The 14,928-nt window shown below is 66.2% G+C and carries 12 protein-coding genes; 3 read left to right on the top strand and 9 right to left on the bottom strand.

Annotation, left to right across the window (positions count from 1 at the left end; translation table 11 throughout):
• Positions 1-9: 9 nt before the first annotated feature.
• On the bottom strand, positions 10-1,383 hold the full coding sequence (locus tag J2T47_RS00870; protein ID WP_253441604.1) for a M16 family metallopeptidase: 1,374 nt from the start codon (positions 1,381-1,383) through the stop codon (positions 10-12).
• A 208-nt stretch (positions 1,384-1,591) separates the two neighbouring features.
• Here J2T47_RS00870 and J2T47_RS00865 point away from each other — a divergent pair, with 208 nt between their 5' ends.
• Positions 1,592-2,548, top strand: a complete 957-nt coding sequence (locus J2T47_RS00865; protein ID WP_253441602.1) for an NAD-dependent epimerase/dehydratase family protein — start codon at positions 1,592-1,594, stop codon at positions 2,546-2,548.
• Positions 2,549-2,631: 83 nt separating this feature from the next.
• Here the strand turns inward: J2T47_RS00865 and J2T47_RS00860 are convergent, their stop codons facing one another.
• Both J2T47_RS00860 and J2T47_RS00855 read right to left on the bottom strand, forming a co-directional pair.
• Entirely contained in the window at positions 2,632-3,666 is a 1,035-nt protein-coding gene (locus J2T47_RS00860) for an AraC family transcriptional regulator (protein ID WP_253441600.1), read from the bottom strand.
• A 98-nt stretch (positions 3,667-3,764) separates the two neighbouring features.
• Complete coding sequence (locus J2T47_RS00855; protein ID WP_253441598.1) at positions 3,765-5,489, bottom strand: Na/Pi cotransporter family protein; 1,725 nt, start codon at positions 5,487-5,489, stop codon at positions 3,765-3,767.
• A 355-nt stretch (positions 5,490-5,844) separates the two neighbouring features.
• Here J2T47_RS00855 and J2T47_RS00850 point away from each other — a divergent pair, with 355 nt between their 5' ends.
• Positions 5,845-7,152, top strand: a complete 1,308-nt coding sequence (locus tag J2T47_RS00850; RefSeq protein ID WP_253441596.1) for a PQQ-dependent sugar dehydrogenase — start codon at positions 5,845-5,847, stop codon at positions 7,150-7,152.
• Positions 7,153-7,169: 17 nt separating this feature from the next.
• Positions 7,170-7,643 carry an LEA type 2 family protein gene (locus J2T47_RS00845; RefSeq protein WP_253441594.1) on the top strand — a complete coding sequence of 158 codons (474 nt, stop codon included), beginning with the start codon at positions 7,170-7,172 and terminating at the stop codon, positions 7,641-7,643.
• 90 nt (positions 7,644-7,733) lie between these two features.
• Here J2T47_RS00845 and J2T47_RS00840 read toward each other — a convergent pair whose 3' ends face one another.
• The 6 genes from J2T47_RS00840 to J2T47_RS00815 all read right to left on the bottom strand — a co-directional run bounded on the left by J2T47_RS00840 (position 7,734) and on the right by J2T47_RS00815 (position 14,820).
• Positions 7,734-8,492: a TerC family protein gene (locus J2T47_RS00840; RefSeq protein WP_253441592.1), complete on the bottom strand. Its 759-nt coding sequence runs from the start codon at positions 8,490-8,492 to the stop codon at positions 7,734-7,736.
• A gap of 17 nt (positions 8,493-8,509) precedes the next feature.
• Entirely contained in the window at positions 8,510-9,814 is a 1,305-nt protein-coding gene (locus J2T47_RS00835) for a CitMHS family transporter (protein ID WP_253441589.1), read from the bottom strand.
• 288 nt (positions 9,815-10,102) lie between these two features.
• Positions 10,103-10,639, bottom strand: coding sequence for a hypothetical protein (locus J2T47_RS00830; RefSeq protein ID WP_253441587.1), 537 nt, complete (start codon positions 10,637-10,639; stop codon positions 10,103-10,105).
• 52 nt (positions 10,640-10,691) lie between these two features.
• A complete protein-coding gene (locus J2T47_RS00825) occupies positions 10,692-11,060 on the bottom strand; it encodes a DUF2388 domain-containing protein (protein ID WP_253441585.1) in 369 nt (122 codons plus the stop codon).
• A 312-nt stretch (positions 11,061-11,372) separates the two neighbouring features.
• Positions 11,373-12,347 (bottom strand): AEC family transporter, encoded by a 975-nt coding sequence (locus J2T47_RS00820; protein WP_253441583.1) that lies wholly within the window; start codon positions 12,345-12,347, stop codon positions 11,373-11,375.
• Positions 12,348-12,426: 79 nt separating this feature from the next.
• The gene (locus J2T47_RS00815; RefSeq protein WP_253441581.1) at positions 12,427-14,820 is read right to left on the bottom strand and encodes a carbohydrate-binding family V/XII; all 2,394 of its coding nucleotides are present in this window, start codon (positions 14,818-14,820) and stop codon (positions 12,427-12,429) included.
• Positions 14,821-14,928: the final 108 nt, after the last annotated feature.

Here is a 14,928-nt window from a genome sequence, read left to right as displayed (position 1 = left end):
CGGGGTGCTTCAGCCCCGCCGACGCCACAATGCCAGCCCGACCAGCAACGCCAGCAGCAGCGTACCCAGCGCCGCCAGCGGATAGACCATGTCGTCGTCCAGCAGCGGCTTCTCGATGCGCAGATAACCCTCGTCCTTGAACAGCTGCTTCGCCACCTCGTTGGCGTGGGCCAGGCTGACTTTCGCCAGACGCTTGTCCTCATCAGGGAACTTGCCGTCGTCGAAGTCTGCCAGTGCGCCCCAGTAGTAATCCGCCAGGGTCGAATTGCCCGGTGTGCTCCAGGCCAGTTGCGCGCGCGCCACGCGCTGGATGCGGGCAAAGCGCTGCGGGTCGAGGCCGTCGTGGCGGATCTTCTCCACCAGCTCCGTCAGGGCCTTCTGCGCCGCCTTCTGCTCATCCCGCTCGACATTCGCATTGAGGCTCATGAAGCCCTGGTTGGCCCAGGCGGTGCGTTCGCTCCAGGGACCGTAGGAAAGTTCGCGGCGCACGCGCAGTTCGGTGTAGAGCGCGTCGTTCAGATAAGCCTGCAGCAGATCCAGTGTGGCGCCGTCGGCGTCTTCGGGCTCCGGGAAGATCCAGTGCAGCACGGCGCTCTCGCCGAATAGCCCGGTGGTCAGGTTGCGCTGGCGCTCGGCGCCGCTCTTCATCTGCGGCAGGTCGCGGCGCTCCGGCGTATCGTGATCGACGAGCGCGCCGTAGGTGCGGCCCAGGTAGACCGGCAGGCGCGGGTCGAGGTCGCCGACGATGATCAGGGTCATGTTGCTGGGGACGTACCAGTCCTTGCGCAGTTGCTCCAGCTGGGCTTGGGTGAGGTTATCCACAGGCGCGCGCTCATCGCAGGACAGCCCCAGCTCGACGGCCAGTTGTTCCTGCCCGGCACGGCTGACGTTCTGGTGATCCAGCCAGCGCTGCAGGTGGGAATAGTGGCCGCCGTCCTCGCGCACCAGCACCTGCTTGGCGGAGTCGATCTTGCGCTGGTCGAGCTGGGTGCGGGTGATGATTTCCAGCAGCAGATCCAGCACCTGGCGCTGGGTGGCAGCGGGGGATTCGACGACGAAGGCGGTGTCGCCCTCGCTGGTGTAGGCGTTCCACTGCCCGCCCAGGGCCTGCATGCGCGCTTCCAGGTCGGCCTCGTCGCCGCCGTCCAGGCCACTGAAGAACAGGTGCTCCATCAGGTGCGGAAGCTGCCGGTCGCGGCAACTGAAATCGCTGAAGCCGACGCCGACGATCAGGCGGATCGACACGTGGCCTTTCTCGCGGGTGGGCTTGAACAGCACGCCCATGCCGTTCGCCAACTGGTAGGCCTCGACCGTCTGTCGCTGGTCGGCATGGGACCAGGCGCTGAGCAGCAGGGACAACAGGGGGACGAACAACCAACGCATGAGCGGTGTGCCTGAACGCAAAGCCGTGAGGATAGCGGATTGACCGGCGCGAACCCACCGCGTTCAACCTTTGTCGGGTGGCATCTCAGGTCATGGGCTCTGGCTTGCGAGGTCACTGCCGCAGTCGGGCCGTGCCACTACGCTGAGATCATCTACCTTTGTAAAACGGTCCTGTCGTTCACTTCGCGCGGAGCGATCTGGAGGCTACATGCGTGTCCTGGTTACCGGCGCCGCGGGAATTCTCGGGCAGAGCCTGCTCAATGAGCTTGCCGTCCAGCATCTGGACTGGACGCTCATTGCCGCTGACATGCAGCGGATCAAGTCCCAGGGCCTGCGGCCGAACATCGAGCCGGTATCGCTGGACCTGAGCGTGGCCGCCAATACGCGGGCCTGCGTCGAGCACTGGAAGCCCGATGCGATCGTGCACCTGGCCGCGGTGGTGAACCCGCCGCGGGAGATGACGCCGCAGAAGCGCCACGCCATCGAAGTCGGCGGCACCCGTGCGCTGATCGAAGCGGCACGGGAAACCGGCGTCCAGCAGCTGATAGTCACCAGTTCCGGCGCGGCCTATGGCTTCCATCGCGACAACGCCGAATGGATCGATGAATCGCATCCGCTGCGCGGCCACCCCCAACTGCTCCATGCCCGCTGCAAGCAGGAGATCGAGCAACTGCTGGCCAGTGCACGGGAGCGTTATCCACAGCTCAAGCAGCTGATCCTGCGCCCCGGCACCATCCTCGGCCGGCGTGTGCATAACCCGCTGGCCGAGCTGTTTGCCCGCCCCACTCTGGTGGGGGTGCTGGGGCACCGCAGCCGCTTCGTGTTCATCTGGGACCAGGATGTGGTGAACGTCATTCGGCAGGGGCTGGAACGCGGCAGCGAGGGCATCTACAACCTCGCCGGCGACGGCGCATTGTCCATGCGCGAGATCGCCGGCCTGCTCAACAAACCCTACCGGCCCATGCCGGCAAGCCTGATGCGCGTGGGCTTGGGGCTGCTCAAGCCGCTGGGGCTGTCGCGCTTCGGGCCCGAACAGGTGGACTACCTGCGCTACCGGCCGGTGCTGGACAACCGCCGGCTGAAGGAAGAGTTCGGTTACGAACCGCGTTACTCCAGCCGCGAGGCGTTCCTGGCCTATCTCGCTGCACGCGGCCCGAACGGCTGACTCCCAGGCTGTGCGCAACCTGTAGACAACTCTGTTGAAAAGCCTGTGCGCTGCCCGCTGTGATCGGTGCCCGGTATGGCCCGCTAGTTCTCCGACTGGCGCCGCCGCTGGCGGTACTCGCCCGGCGTCAGCCCCGTCCAGTGGCGGAAGGCACGGAAGAACACGCTGGGCTCCGAATAACCGAGCAGGGCGGCGATATCCGTGGCCGGCAGGTTGCCTTCCCCCAGGTAGCGCTCCGCCAGCTGCCGCCGGGTATCCGCCAGCAGCTGTTGATAACTGCTGCCTTCCTCTGCCAGCCGGCGCTGCAGCGTGCGTTCGCTCAGGCCCAGCTCGCCGGCGACGGCGGCACGGCCAGGTTCGCCGCGGGTCAGTTGCTCGCCGAGCAGGGCGACTACCCGGCCACTGACGCTGGCGCTGGGCAGGCGGGCGAGCAGGCCTTCGGCGTGCTGGCGCAGCAGGTCGCGCAGCGGCGGGTTGGCCTGCGGCAGTGGAGCGTCGATGAGCGCCCGGGGTAGGCCCAGGGCGTAATCCGGCGCGTCGAATTGCAGAGGGCAGTCGAAGGCCTTTTCGTAGTCCGCCAGGCTTTGCGGCTGGCTGTGCATGAAACGGCAACCGGCCAGTTGCAGGCCGCTGAGCAGGGCGCGCAGCTGCCGCGACCAGAACCCCAGCAGTGCCAGCGCGCGGGCGCGGGTGGAGGGCGGTTCGGGGTCCAGCGGGCGGTAGCTCACCCAGATGATCTCGGCCTGGGCCTCGATGGTGACCTGGCCGCCCTCGCCCACCAGGCGCTGGTAGCGCATGGCCGACTCGAGGGCGTCACCCATCGTGGTGCTCGACTGCAGCAGGTAGCCCAGTGCGCTGAAGGATGCCGGCGACAGCGCACGGCCCATGGCCAGGCCGGGCTCGTCATGCTTCAGGTCGGTCTGGATCACCTGCCACATGCGCTCCTGCAGCGCGAAGTCGATGCGCGCGTCCGGGTCGCTGAGCTGGGATTCGTGAATGCCGCTGGCAGCGAGCAGGGCGTCGCGGTTCAGACCGAGACGCACAGCCGCCAGCAGGATGGCCTGGGTCAGGCTGGCGCTGACCGAGGGGGGGCGTTGGGATTGAGTGCATGCTTCCATGGCGGCGGATTCTGCCCGAACCCTGGGCGTCGTGATATCAGGACTTTGTAGGGGCTGGCGAAGGTTCCGACGGAACGTTCGCACAGGCCCCCTGGCCATCAACCCGTCGCGCTGGAGCCGGGGGAGGCCGGCCGCTGGTGATCCTGTACTGCCTCGACTTCGCGTTCGACGAAGTCATCGTCTTCCACAGGTTCGCCGATTGCCGAACTGCTGGCATCGGGGTTGTCCAGAACAGCATAGGCGATAGCGCAGAACAGCGAGTTCAAGCGCTTCATGTCGCTGATCAGGTCCAGGTGCAGCGAGCTGGTCTCGATGCTCTGCACCACCTGCTGGCGCAGGCGGTCGACGTGGGAGTGGGCGAAGCGCCGTTCCTGCAGGCGGAAGCGCTGCTTGGCGCGGCGCAGGCGCTTGGCGCCTTCCTGGTCGCCATTGAGGAACACCGAGAGCGACAGGCGCAGGTTGGCCACTAACTGGCCGTGCAGCACGGTGATCTCCTCCAGGCCGTTGTCGGAGAAGGAGCGGCTGCGCGAAGTCTTCTTGTCCTGCACGGCGCCGAGCATGTGCTCGATGATGTCGCCGGCCTGTTCCAGGTTGATCGCCAGCTCGATGATTTCCGCCCAGCGGCGGCTGTCGGCCTCGCTCAGGTCCTCGCGGGGCATGCGCGCCAGGTACAGCTTGATCGCGGTGTAGAGCGCGTCGACATCATCGTCCTGCTTGCGGATTTCCTTGCCCAGCAGTGGGTCACCGCTGTGGATAACCTGCATCAGGTTGTTCAGCATCTGCTCGACGATATCGCCCATGCGCAGGGTTTCGCGCACCGCGTTGACCAGCGCCAGGCTTGGCGTATCCAGCGCCGCCGGGTCGAGGTGGCGCGGGCGCACGGTGTCTTCCGGGGAATGGCGGTCGGGCATGATCCGCGTGCAGAAGGCCGCCATGTGCCCGGTCAGCGGCAGGCAGGCGAGGCAGCGGGTGGCGTTGTAGAGCACGTGGAAGGCGATCACCAGTTCGGCGGTGCTGAACTGCCAGTGGTCGATCCACTCGGCCAGCGGCCCCACCAGCGGCAGCACCAGGGCGCAGCCGGCGACCTTGAACAGCAGGCTGCCCAGCGCCACGCGGCGTCCGGCGGCGTTCTGCGAGGAGGCGCTGATCATCGCCAGGATGCCGCTGCCCAGGTTGGCGCCGACCACCAGGCACAGCGCCACCTTCAGCGAGATCACCTTGGACGCCGCCAAGGTTGCGGTGAGCAGCACGGCGGCCAGGCTGGAGTAGGAAATCATGGCGAACAGCGCGCCGGTGAGGGCATCCAGCATCACGTCGCCGGTGAGGCTGGAGAACAGCACCTTCACGCCCTTGGCCTGGGTCATCGGCTCGGCGGCGGCGACGATCAGCTGCAGCGCGAGGATGATCAGCCCCAGGCCGATGAACACCCGGCCCAACTGGCCGAGGCGCGTCTGCTTGCGGCCGAGGAAGAAGATCACCCCGAAGAAGATCAGCAAGGGCGACAGCCAGGACAGGTCAAGGGTCAGCACCCGCGCCATCAGCGCCGTGCCGACGTCGGCGCCGAGCATGATTGCCAGCGCCGGCGCCAGAGCCATCAACCCGGTGGCGACGAAGGAGGTGGCGAGCAGCGCCGTGGCGTTGCTGCTCTGTACCAGCGCGGTGACGCCGATGCCGGCGGCGAAGGCCAGCGGGCGCTTCTCCACGCTGCGGCTGAGGATTTTTCGCAGGTTACTGCCGTAGACCCTGAGGATGCCGGTGCGGACGATATGTGTGCCCCACACCAACAGGGCGACGGCAGAGAGCAGATCGAGCAGTTTGAGCATGTCGGGCCCCCTCGCACTCAAGCGGGCCCGTGGGCGGTGCGTCCGTCTACGGACCCTGTAACGACCTCGCCCGCGGCTCCGTACAGACAGCGCGGAGGGCCGAGAAGGACACGGCAACGCTCAGGCGATTGTCACAAGACTGTCATGGTAGACCCTCGTTCTTCCCTGAGGGTTCGCCAAATCGCTGATTTGCCGGCAATCCTGTCTGTGAGTAAAGCCGATCGAAAGGGAGTGCGAGCGGCGTTGTATCGACTATTTCGCACGGCCTGGCGTGCGCTGATGTCTAGAATCCGTCCTTTGTGCGCGCACCAGGAACAAGTGTGCGCACACCAGACACAAGCTGAGGAGAAGTCGCATGCGTTGGTCGTTCCCCGTCCTGGTCCTGCTGGCCCTGGTGGGCTGCGGTGACAAGTCCGCCCTGCCGTTCACCGCCGGCACCGGGCCGCAGCCGCAATTGCCGGAACCGCAGAGCAGCCTGCTGCCGACCGTCAACATCGCCACGGCCACCGGCTGGCCCGCCGGGCAGATGCCGCGCGCCGCCGAAGGCCTGGAAGTACAGCGCTTCGCCGACCGGCTGGAACACCCGCGCTGGCTCTACGTGCTGCCCAACGGCGACGTGCTGGTGGCGGAAAGCTCGGCGCCGCCCAGGGAGGAGTCCGGCGGGTTGAAGGATTGGGTTGCCGGCAAGGTCATGGCCAAGGCTGGTGCCAACGCACCCAGCGCCAACCGCATCACCCTCCTGCGCGATGCCGACGGCGATGGTGTACCGGAGCAACGCAGCGTGCTGCTGGAAGGCCTTTTTTCACCCTTCGGCATGGCCCTTGTGGATAACTGGCTGTACGTCGCCAACGCCGACGCGGTAGTGCGCTTCCCCTACAAGACCGGCGAGACGACGATCAGCGCGAAGGCCGAGAAGGTGGTCGACCTGCCGGGTGGGCCGATCAACCACCACTGGACCAAGAACATCCTCGCCAGCCCTGACGGTCGCTACCTCTACGCCACCGTCGGCTCCAACAGCAACGTTGGCGAGAACGGCCTGGACGCCGAGAAGGATCGCGCCGCGATCCTGCAGATCGACCTGAGCAACCACAATGTGCGCGTGTTCGCCTCCGGCCTGCGCAACCCCAACGGACTGGACTGGGAACCCAATACCGGTGCCCTGTGGACAGCGGTGAACGAGCGCGACGAGCTGGGCAATGACCTGGTGCCGGACTACATGACCTCGGTGCAGGACGGCGGCTTCTATGGCTGGCCCTGGAGCTACTTCGGCCAGCATGTGGATAAGCGTGTGGAGCCGCCGCGCCCGGACAGGGTGGAGAAGGCGCTGGTGCCTGATTACGCCCTCGGCGCACACACCGCCTCCCTCGGCCTTGCCTTCTATCAGGGCAGCCTGCTGCCGGAGCGTTACCGTGGCGGGGTGTTCATCGGCCAGCACGGCTCGTGGAACCGCAAGCCGCGCAGCGGCTACCAGGTGGTGTTCATCCCCTTCGGCGGCGGCAAGCCCAATGGCCAGCCGGTGACGGTGCTGGACGGCTTCGTCAACGATAACGACGAGGCCATGGGCCGGCCGGTCGGCGTCGCTGTGGATAAGTTCGGCGGCCTGCTGGTGGCCGATGATGTGGGTAACACCGTGTGGCGCTTGCGCCCGGCTACCCTGAAGTGAATCGACAAGGAGCAAGCATGACGATGGCCCGGCGTATTGCCCTGATGACCCTGCTGCTGGCGCTGGGCGCCTGCAGCAGCCTGTTCGGCACGCGCGACCCGCTGAACATCGATCTGGTCGGCCTGGAGCCGGCGACCGGGCAGGGCATGGAGGCGCGCTTCACGGTCAAGCTGCGGGTGCAGAACCCCAATGACCAGGTCATCGACTACAACGGCATCGCCCTGGACCTGTCGGTGAACGGCCAGCCGCTGGCCAGCGGGGTCAGTGATGCCAGCGGGCAGGTGCCACGCTTTGGCGAAACAGTGATCAGCGTGCCGGTGAGCATCTCGGCGTTCTCGGCCTTCCGCCAGGCCTGGGGCCTGTCCGGCGGGCCGCCGCGCCAGGGCATGCCCTATGAGATCAATGGCAAGCTGGCGGGTGGCCTGTTCGGCACGGTGCGTTTCAACGACAAGGGCGTGCTGAACTGGCCGGAGCCGGTCGCACGCCCTTGATCGCGAGCTGCTGTGGATAAACCGGGCTGTGGATAGCCCGGTTTCTTATTTCCCGACTGTTATTCACTGCCGGTGGATAACGCTTGTGAATTACTGCCCCGGAATGTCCTTGCGCAGCTTCACCGGGTCTTCCTTCCTGCCGCGCGCGGTGCGCATGCGGATGTTCAGCGCCTCCACGGCCAGCGAGAACGCCATGGCGAAGTAGACGTAGCCCTTGGGTACGTGGACTTCGAAGGCTTCGGCGATCAGCACGGTGCCGACCACGATGAGGAAGGAGAGGGCGAGCATCTTCAGCGACGGGTGCTTGTCGATGAAGTCGCTGATGGCGCCGGCCGCCAGCATCATCACCAGCACCGCGACGACGATCGCCGCGACCATCACCGGCACATTGGAGACCATGCCCACGGCGGTAATCACCGAGTCCAGGGAGAACACGATGTCGATGATGGCGATCTGGATGATGGTGCCGATGAAACCGCCCATCACGCTCTTGGGTTCGCCCTCGGCTTCGTCCTCGCCTTCCAGGCCGTGGAAGATCTCACTGCTGCTTTTCCACAGGAGGAACAGGCCGCCGAAGAACAGGATCAGGTCGCGCCCGGAGATGCCCTGGCCGAACACTTCGAACAGGTCCGCGGTGAGGCGCATGACCCAGGTGATCGAGAGCAGCAGCAGGATGCGCGTGACCATCGCCAGCGCCAGCCCGAAGAACCGCGTGCGCGGCTGCATGTGCTTGGGCATGCGGCCGACCAGGATGGAAATCATGATGATGTTGTCGATGCCCAGGACGATCTCCAGGGCAGTCAGGGTGAAGAACGCAATCCAGATTTCAGGGCTGGTCAGCCATTCCATGTGAGCGGTACTCGAAGTCAGTCATTGAAAAGGGGGAACAGGCCCAGCAGCAGGGCCGCGGCAAGGATCGCCAGGCACACCAGCACGGCCCACTTGAGGGTAAAGCGCTGGTGGTCGCCGAAGTCCACCTTGGCCAGCCCCACCAGCAGGTAGGTGGAGGGCACCAGCGGGCTGAGCAGGTGCACCGGCTGGCCGACGATGGAGGCGCGGGCCATTTCCACCGGGGTGATGCCGTACTGCGCGGCGGCCTGGGAGAGTACCGGGAGCACGCCGTAGTAGAAAGCGTCGTTGGACATGAAGAAGGTGAACGGCATGCTCACCAGCGCCGTGATGGTCGCAAGATAGGGCCCCAGTGCCGGCGGGATTACTGCCAGCAGGCTCTTGGACATGGCTTCGACCATGCCCGTTCCGGAAAGAATCCCGGTGAAGACCCCCGCGGCGAAAATCAGCGAGACCACCGCGAGGACGTTCTCGGCATGGGCGCCAATGCGCCTCTTCTGCTCCAGGATGCAGGGATAGTTCACGATCATCGCGATACCGAAGGCGATCATGAAGAGAACCGGCATCGGCAGCAGGCCGGCGATCAGCGTGCTCATCAGGATCACCGTGAGCACCGCGTTGAACCACAGCAGCCTGGGCCGGCGCGCCTCGGGGAACTGCGAGACGCTGACCTCGGCCATGGCCTCGTGGTCGGTCGGCAAGTGCAGTTCGCCCAGGCGCGCACGCTCGCGTTTTCCATAGACCCACGCCAGCGCGAAGATCGCCGCGATGCCGGCGAGCATGGCCGGGATCATCGGCACGAAGATGTCCGCCGGGTCCACGTGCAGCGCGCTGGCCGCGCGGGCGGTCGGGCCGCCCCAGGGGGTCATGTTCAGCACGCCGCTGGAGAGCATGATCAGGCAGGCCATCAGCAGCGGGCTCATGCCCAGCCGGCTGTACAGCGGCAGCACGGCGGCTACGCAGATCATGTAGGTGGTCGAGCCGTCGCCATCCAGCGAGACGATCATCGCCAGCGCGGCGGTGCCCATCGACACCTTCAGCGGGTCGCCCTTGACCAGCCTGAGGATGCGCCGCACCGCCGGGTCGAACAGCCCGGAGTCGATCATGATGGCGAAGTAGAGGATGGCGAACATCAGCATCACGCCGGTCGGCGCCAGGGTACGGATGCCATCCAGCATCATCGGCCCCAGGCCCTTGGCGAAGCCGCCAAGCAGGGCGAAGGCGATCGGCACCAGGATCAGCGCGATCAGCGCCGACAGACGCTTGGTCATGATCAGGAACATGAAGGTCGCCACCATGGCGAAGGCGAGGAAAGTCAGCATGGGGATAACTCCGGGTCGGCGCGGGGGATTCAGCAGCGGCTGTGGATAAGCACGCGCGGTGCAGACGGAGTCAGGACGGGTAGGGACAGGAAGCGGGGCATGGGCGATCACCGATTGTTGTTTTTGTACGCTGCGCGAACGCAGGTCCGGCCGGGAGGACCGAGGCGGCGATGCTAGGGGGTCAAGCTTTCAGCAGGCTTTCGCAGAGGATGACCGCTGATCGGAGCTATTGCTGACGGAGCGGGCCGTGCCCGCGCCAGCCTGACAGCGAATCTTTCCCGTGTAGATTCAGCGACGCTGGAAAGCCCTGGCCGGCGGCTGCCAGTCCATCAGCTCGTTCTCCCGCGCGTCGGCGTTGGCCTTGAGCCAGGCGCTCATGCTGTCGCCGGCTGCCTGGCCGTAGATTCGATGGGAATAAATCACCCCCGTGCCGGTGCCGTTCTCCAGCTTGAGGCGGGAAAACACCGCTTCGATGAACGTCGGTTGCGGGAAGACTGCTGCGATGAAGTACACGGCGGGTTGGCTGCCCTGGGTGGGACGGGCATCCACCTTGAGGATCATCGCGCCCTGCTGCTTGTAGTTGTCCAGTACCGCGTTGGCCACGGCCGCCATCTGTTCGGCGTCCTTCGCCGTCGTATAGCGGTGCAGGGTGAGCATGTCCTGCCACTTCGCCAGATCCGCCTGGCCTTGTGGCGTGAACTCGTGCTGATCCTCCCGGGACCAGCGATGGAAATAGTCGGTACCGGCGAAGGTGAAGTCCTTCGCCTGCTCTGCGGCCCAGGCAAGGGGAGCAATCAGGGCGAGCAACAGGATCAGCCTGCGCATGGGGGAATCCTCGAATCACGATGAACGAGCCAGTGAACACAACCCGCGCGGCTCAACCGGCCGGCCACACCAGGATCGCCTGCACCAGCTCTGCCTCGCTGCGTTTTGCCCAGTGCGGGTCCTGGCGCAATTCACGCAGCGAGGACTCGAGGAAAGGGCCGCGGATTTCGCCATTGCTGGCGACGTAGCTGGCGGCATCGTCCTTGGCAGCGGCGATGCTATCGCTCAGCTTTCGGCTCATCCCTTGCGAGAGGACGGTGGTCGCAATGAAGGGAAGCAGGGTCGTAGCGGCTGGCCAGAAGGTACTGGCTTCCAATGGCTCATCCTTGAACGTCGGGAACTGGATGAAGTTCCCGGCCAACGCAGCCTGGAAAGGCAGCATGAGCGCAAGTGAGAGGCTGAATAGACGTCGCATTGCCATGGCCTGGGTCTGGCGGGAAGGGGCCAGGCAAGCATCAGGATTGTAGGATCGTTGGCATAGGTACGACTGACGACGGCGGCTGACAGACTATTCCTAAGAATAAGGCTGGCATCTGAATCAGGCCCATTACCACCCGCAGACTGGTACCCGTGAGCGGCCGTCAAAGTTGTGTGGGTAAGTCGCGAGTCAAATGTTTGCGCCTGTGGGTAACAGGTTTCGGAGTATTGCCGGCCATGCATAAGGATCGTGGGCGCGGTCGGCTCCTACAGGTCCGCACTATCCGCGCAGCTTGCGTAGGATCGGACTCCGGGGTCAGCCGAGCGACTGGATCAACCCCATCACCACCAGCAGGCTGGCACCTGCCAGCAGCGTCTGCAGGGTGATGATCCCGGCCATCAGCCCGCTCTCGCCGCCCAGCTGGCGGGTCAGCACATAGGCGGTCGGGGCTGTGGGCAAGGCGAAGAACAGCACCAGCAGGGCGCTTTCCAGCGGCGGCAGGGCCAGCAGGCGGGCGATGGCGAAGGCCAGCAGCGGCATGGCCAGCAGGCGGATCGCGCAGTTCCAGCCCAGCGCCGAAGCTTCTGCGCGCAGCTCCTGTGGTTGCAGTGCAGCGCCCACGCAGAGCAGGCCCAGCGGCAGGCTGGCCACGGCCAACAGGTTGAACAGACGGTCGGTACCGCCGGGCAGGCCGATACCCGTCACGTTGAGCACTGCGCCAGCCACGCAGGCGAGGATCAGCGGGTTCTTCACGATGGGCAGCAGCAGCGAGCGCAGGCTGATGCCACGCTCGGCGGTCAGCGCCCATACCGACATCACGTTCACCGTCGGCACCATCAGTGCCAGCATCAGCGCGGCCAGGGTCAGCCCCGGCTTGCCGTACAGGCTGCCGACAGCGGCGAGCCCCAGGTAGGTGTTGAAGCGCAGCACGCCCTGGGCGATGGCGCCGAAGCGTGCGGCATTCCAGCCGCGCAGGCGCTTGACGATCAGCAGGACGACCCAGGCGATGCCCAGGCCCAGCACCACCGCCAGCGCCTGGCGGGCGAGGCCGGGGTCGTTCAGCGGCGCGCTGGCCAGGCTGCTGGCGAGCAGCGCGGGGAACAGGATGAAGTAGTTGAGTCGCTCGGCCGCCGGCCAGAAGGCGTCGCCGGGGAAACCTTTGCGGCGCAGCACGAAACCGCCGACGATCAGTGCGAACAATGGCCAGAGGGCCTGGAACAGAGCGGTCACGGCAACCCCGCGATGGTGGTGGGAGCGGGCATCTTGCCGAGGGCGCGCGGGGAAGGGCAAGGCGTGTGGATAAGTTTCTCACCTTGCCCGACGTGGTTTTCCACAGCCACCCGTGGTGTGGAAAACCTTGTCCACAGGCTCAGCGGCGGAAGCCGCCGCCGCCGAAATGGCCCCCGCCGAAATGCCCGCCACCGAAACCGCCACCGCCCCATTGTCGCTGGGTCTGGCCAAAGCGCTGCTGGCCGATCTGCCGCGACTGGTACTGCTGGTCCAGCTGGCTGCGCACGTTGGCCTGGTTCTGCTGCACCGGCTGCCAGCCGTTGTCCGTATGCTGTTGCCAGCCGCTGTCGGTGTGCTGGTAGACGTTACCGTCGTGGCCGGCATAGACATCGCCGTTCTTCCAGGCCACGGCGTTGCCGGTGCGCCGGTTGTAGCTGACGCCCTGGCTTTGCCTGTCGTAGCTGTCGCGGCCTTCGTCCACATCGCCCTTCACACCGCGCTCGGCGATGGTGGTGCGACCGGTCTGGGCGTTATGGGTGGCGACCTGGCGTCCGGCGGCGAAATCACCGCTGTCGGTATGTGCGGCCACCCCGCTGCGACCGGCGCCGGAGATTCCGGTCGACGCGTTGGAGAAGGCCCCGCGTCGGCCAGCGGCGGCATCATCGCTGTACGGGTTGAAGGCCGCACCCTGGGCACCCTGGAAGTGCGTACCGGTGCGCGGGTTGTAGCCCACCGCCGAGCTGCCCTGCCATTGGGTGCCGGTCCAGCCGTTGTAGCCGTAGGCGTGGTTCACCGTGCCCTGGCCCCAGCGGCCGTAGAAGTTCGCCTGGTTGACGTTGGCATAGCTCCAGCCGCCTTGCGGGTAGGGGCCCCAGTACGGACCCCAGTACGGCTCCGGCGAACCCCAGTAGGCACCCGCCGCGTAACCGAAGGCGAAGCCGGTCAGTGCGCCGATGGCGAAACCGGCGCCGTAGCCATAGGTGGGCGGGTAGCCGTAGTAGACGGTCTGGCTGACGTAGGCCGGGTAGGTGTAGCCGGTGCCGTAGACCACCGTGCCGCTGCTGTTCACCACCACGCCCAGGTAGCCGGGGGTGTAGCCCACGACCACGGTCTGCGGGGTGACCGAGTAGATGTGCACGTAGGTGACGTAGTACACCGGAGAGCTGGGCGGGATGCCGTAGATCGCCGCCGGTACCTCGGTCGCCACCTGCCACGGGCCGGTGGGGCTGGGGGCGACGAACCAGACGCCGTTGGTCACGGCGAAGAACTGGTTGGCGGCGACCTCGATCACTGGCGTCGGCGTGTTCACTGCGTACTGCAGGCTGGTACCGCTGATGGGCTGGAAACTGGGCGCTCCGTCGTAGCTGACCTTCATGGTCGCCTTGCTGCGCGACACGGAGGCCGTTTGCGGAATGCTGGCGGCGATGGCTGCCTCCTTCGCCTGCGGGGTGCCGGGCACCGACACCAGCACGTTGGCTTTCGGGTCCTTGGGCGAAATCTTCGCGAAGTCGGCGGGCAGGTCCTTGCCGTCGACGAACTGCCAGGGGCCCTTCTCGCCGGGGCCGCTGAACCAGCGGCCGGAGAGCAGCACGTACCAGGTGTTGTGGGTCGGATCGACGAACACCGCGTGGTCGGCGTTCTGCATGGTCAGCAGACTGACGCCGTCCACTGGCTGCATCTGCGGGGTGCCGTCGCTGACGATCAGCTCGGTGGGCGTGGTCGCCACCAGGATCGCCGGCGCCTTGCCCGGCGCCTTGCCGTCCTTGGGCAGCAGGGCGTCCACCGGACCGGCTTTCTCCGCCACCTGCCGTGCATTGAGCAGCGCCTTGGGCGGCTGGCTCAGGACCAACCAGCTGCCATCCAGCGCCTGGGCCGTGTACCAGTTGCCGGCGGCATTGAGGTAATGGTTGCCCTGGGCGTCGCGCAGGATCAGCACGCGACTGTTGAGTACGCGCTGGAAGTCGCTGCTCGGCAGGGCCTGCCAGTTCGGCTGGCCGTCGATCATCACCAGCACCGTCGGGGTCGCGGTGAAGACGATCTGCGGCGCGTCGTTCTTCACCTCCACGTGACGCAGCTGGTCGAGCTGCTGGTTTACCGCGTAGCTGGCCTGCAGTTCATCGAGGGAGACGGTCAGGCCGTCCTTGGGCAGGCGCGCCACCAGTGCATCGCGCACCTTGCCGGCGCTGTCCGGGGCGGTGGGCACCTCCACCTTGTCGATGCGCAGGTCGGTGAGTTGCACCAGGCCGCTGGCCTTGTCGATGGCAGCGGCGGCGGAGAATTGCGCCACGCCATAGGTGGGCGCGCCATTGGCGGGGCCGACGGCGATGGCGGCACGCCCTCCCATGCGGGTGCCATCCCAGCTCTCGATCTGCGGCTGGAATATCTGCACGTGCTGCTCGCCCAGGGCGAAGTCCCGCGGCCATTTCAGCTCGGTGACGGCAGGGGCCTGGGGATTGGCGGCGAAGGACAGAGCGGGGTGCAGCGACAGCCCGATGGCGAGCGCCAGGGCCGACAGAACGGGACGTAAAGCCATGTTTGAAACCTTCCTTGAGGAGAGCTGCGTTCAACCTTAGTGCAGCGCGAAACAACCCGCGCGTGTCCGAGTTCTCCCCTGCTCCATGCTGGTGCATTTTCACCGGCA

Origin of the sequence: Pseudomonas nitroreducens (assembly GCF_024170165.1) — a bacterium.
In the GTDB taxonomy this organism is placed as follows: domain Bacteria; phylum Pseudomonadota; class Gammaproteobacteria; order Pseudomonadales; family Pseudomonadaceae; genus Pseudomonas; species Pseudomonas nitroreducens_C.
Note: the sequence above shows the minus strand (reverse complement) of the source record. Positions and strands in the feature narration are given on the sequence as shown.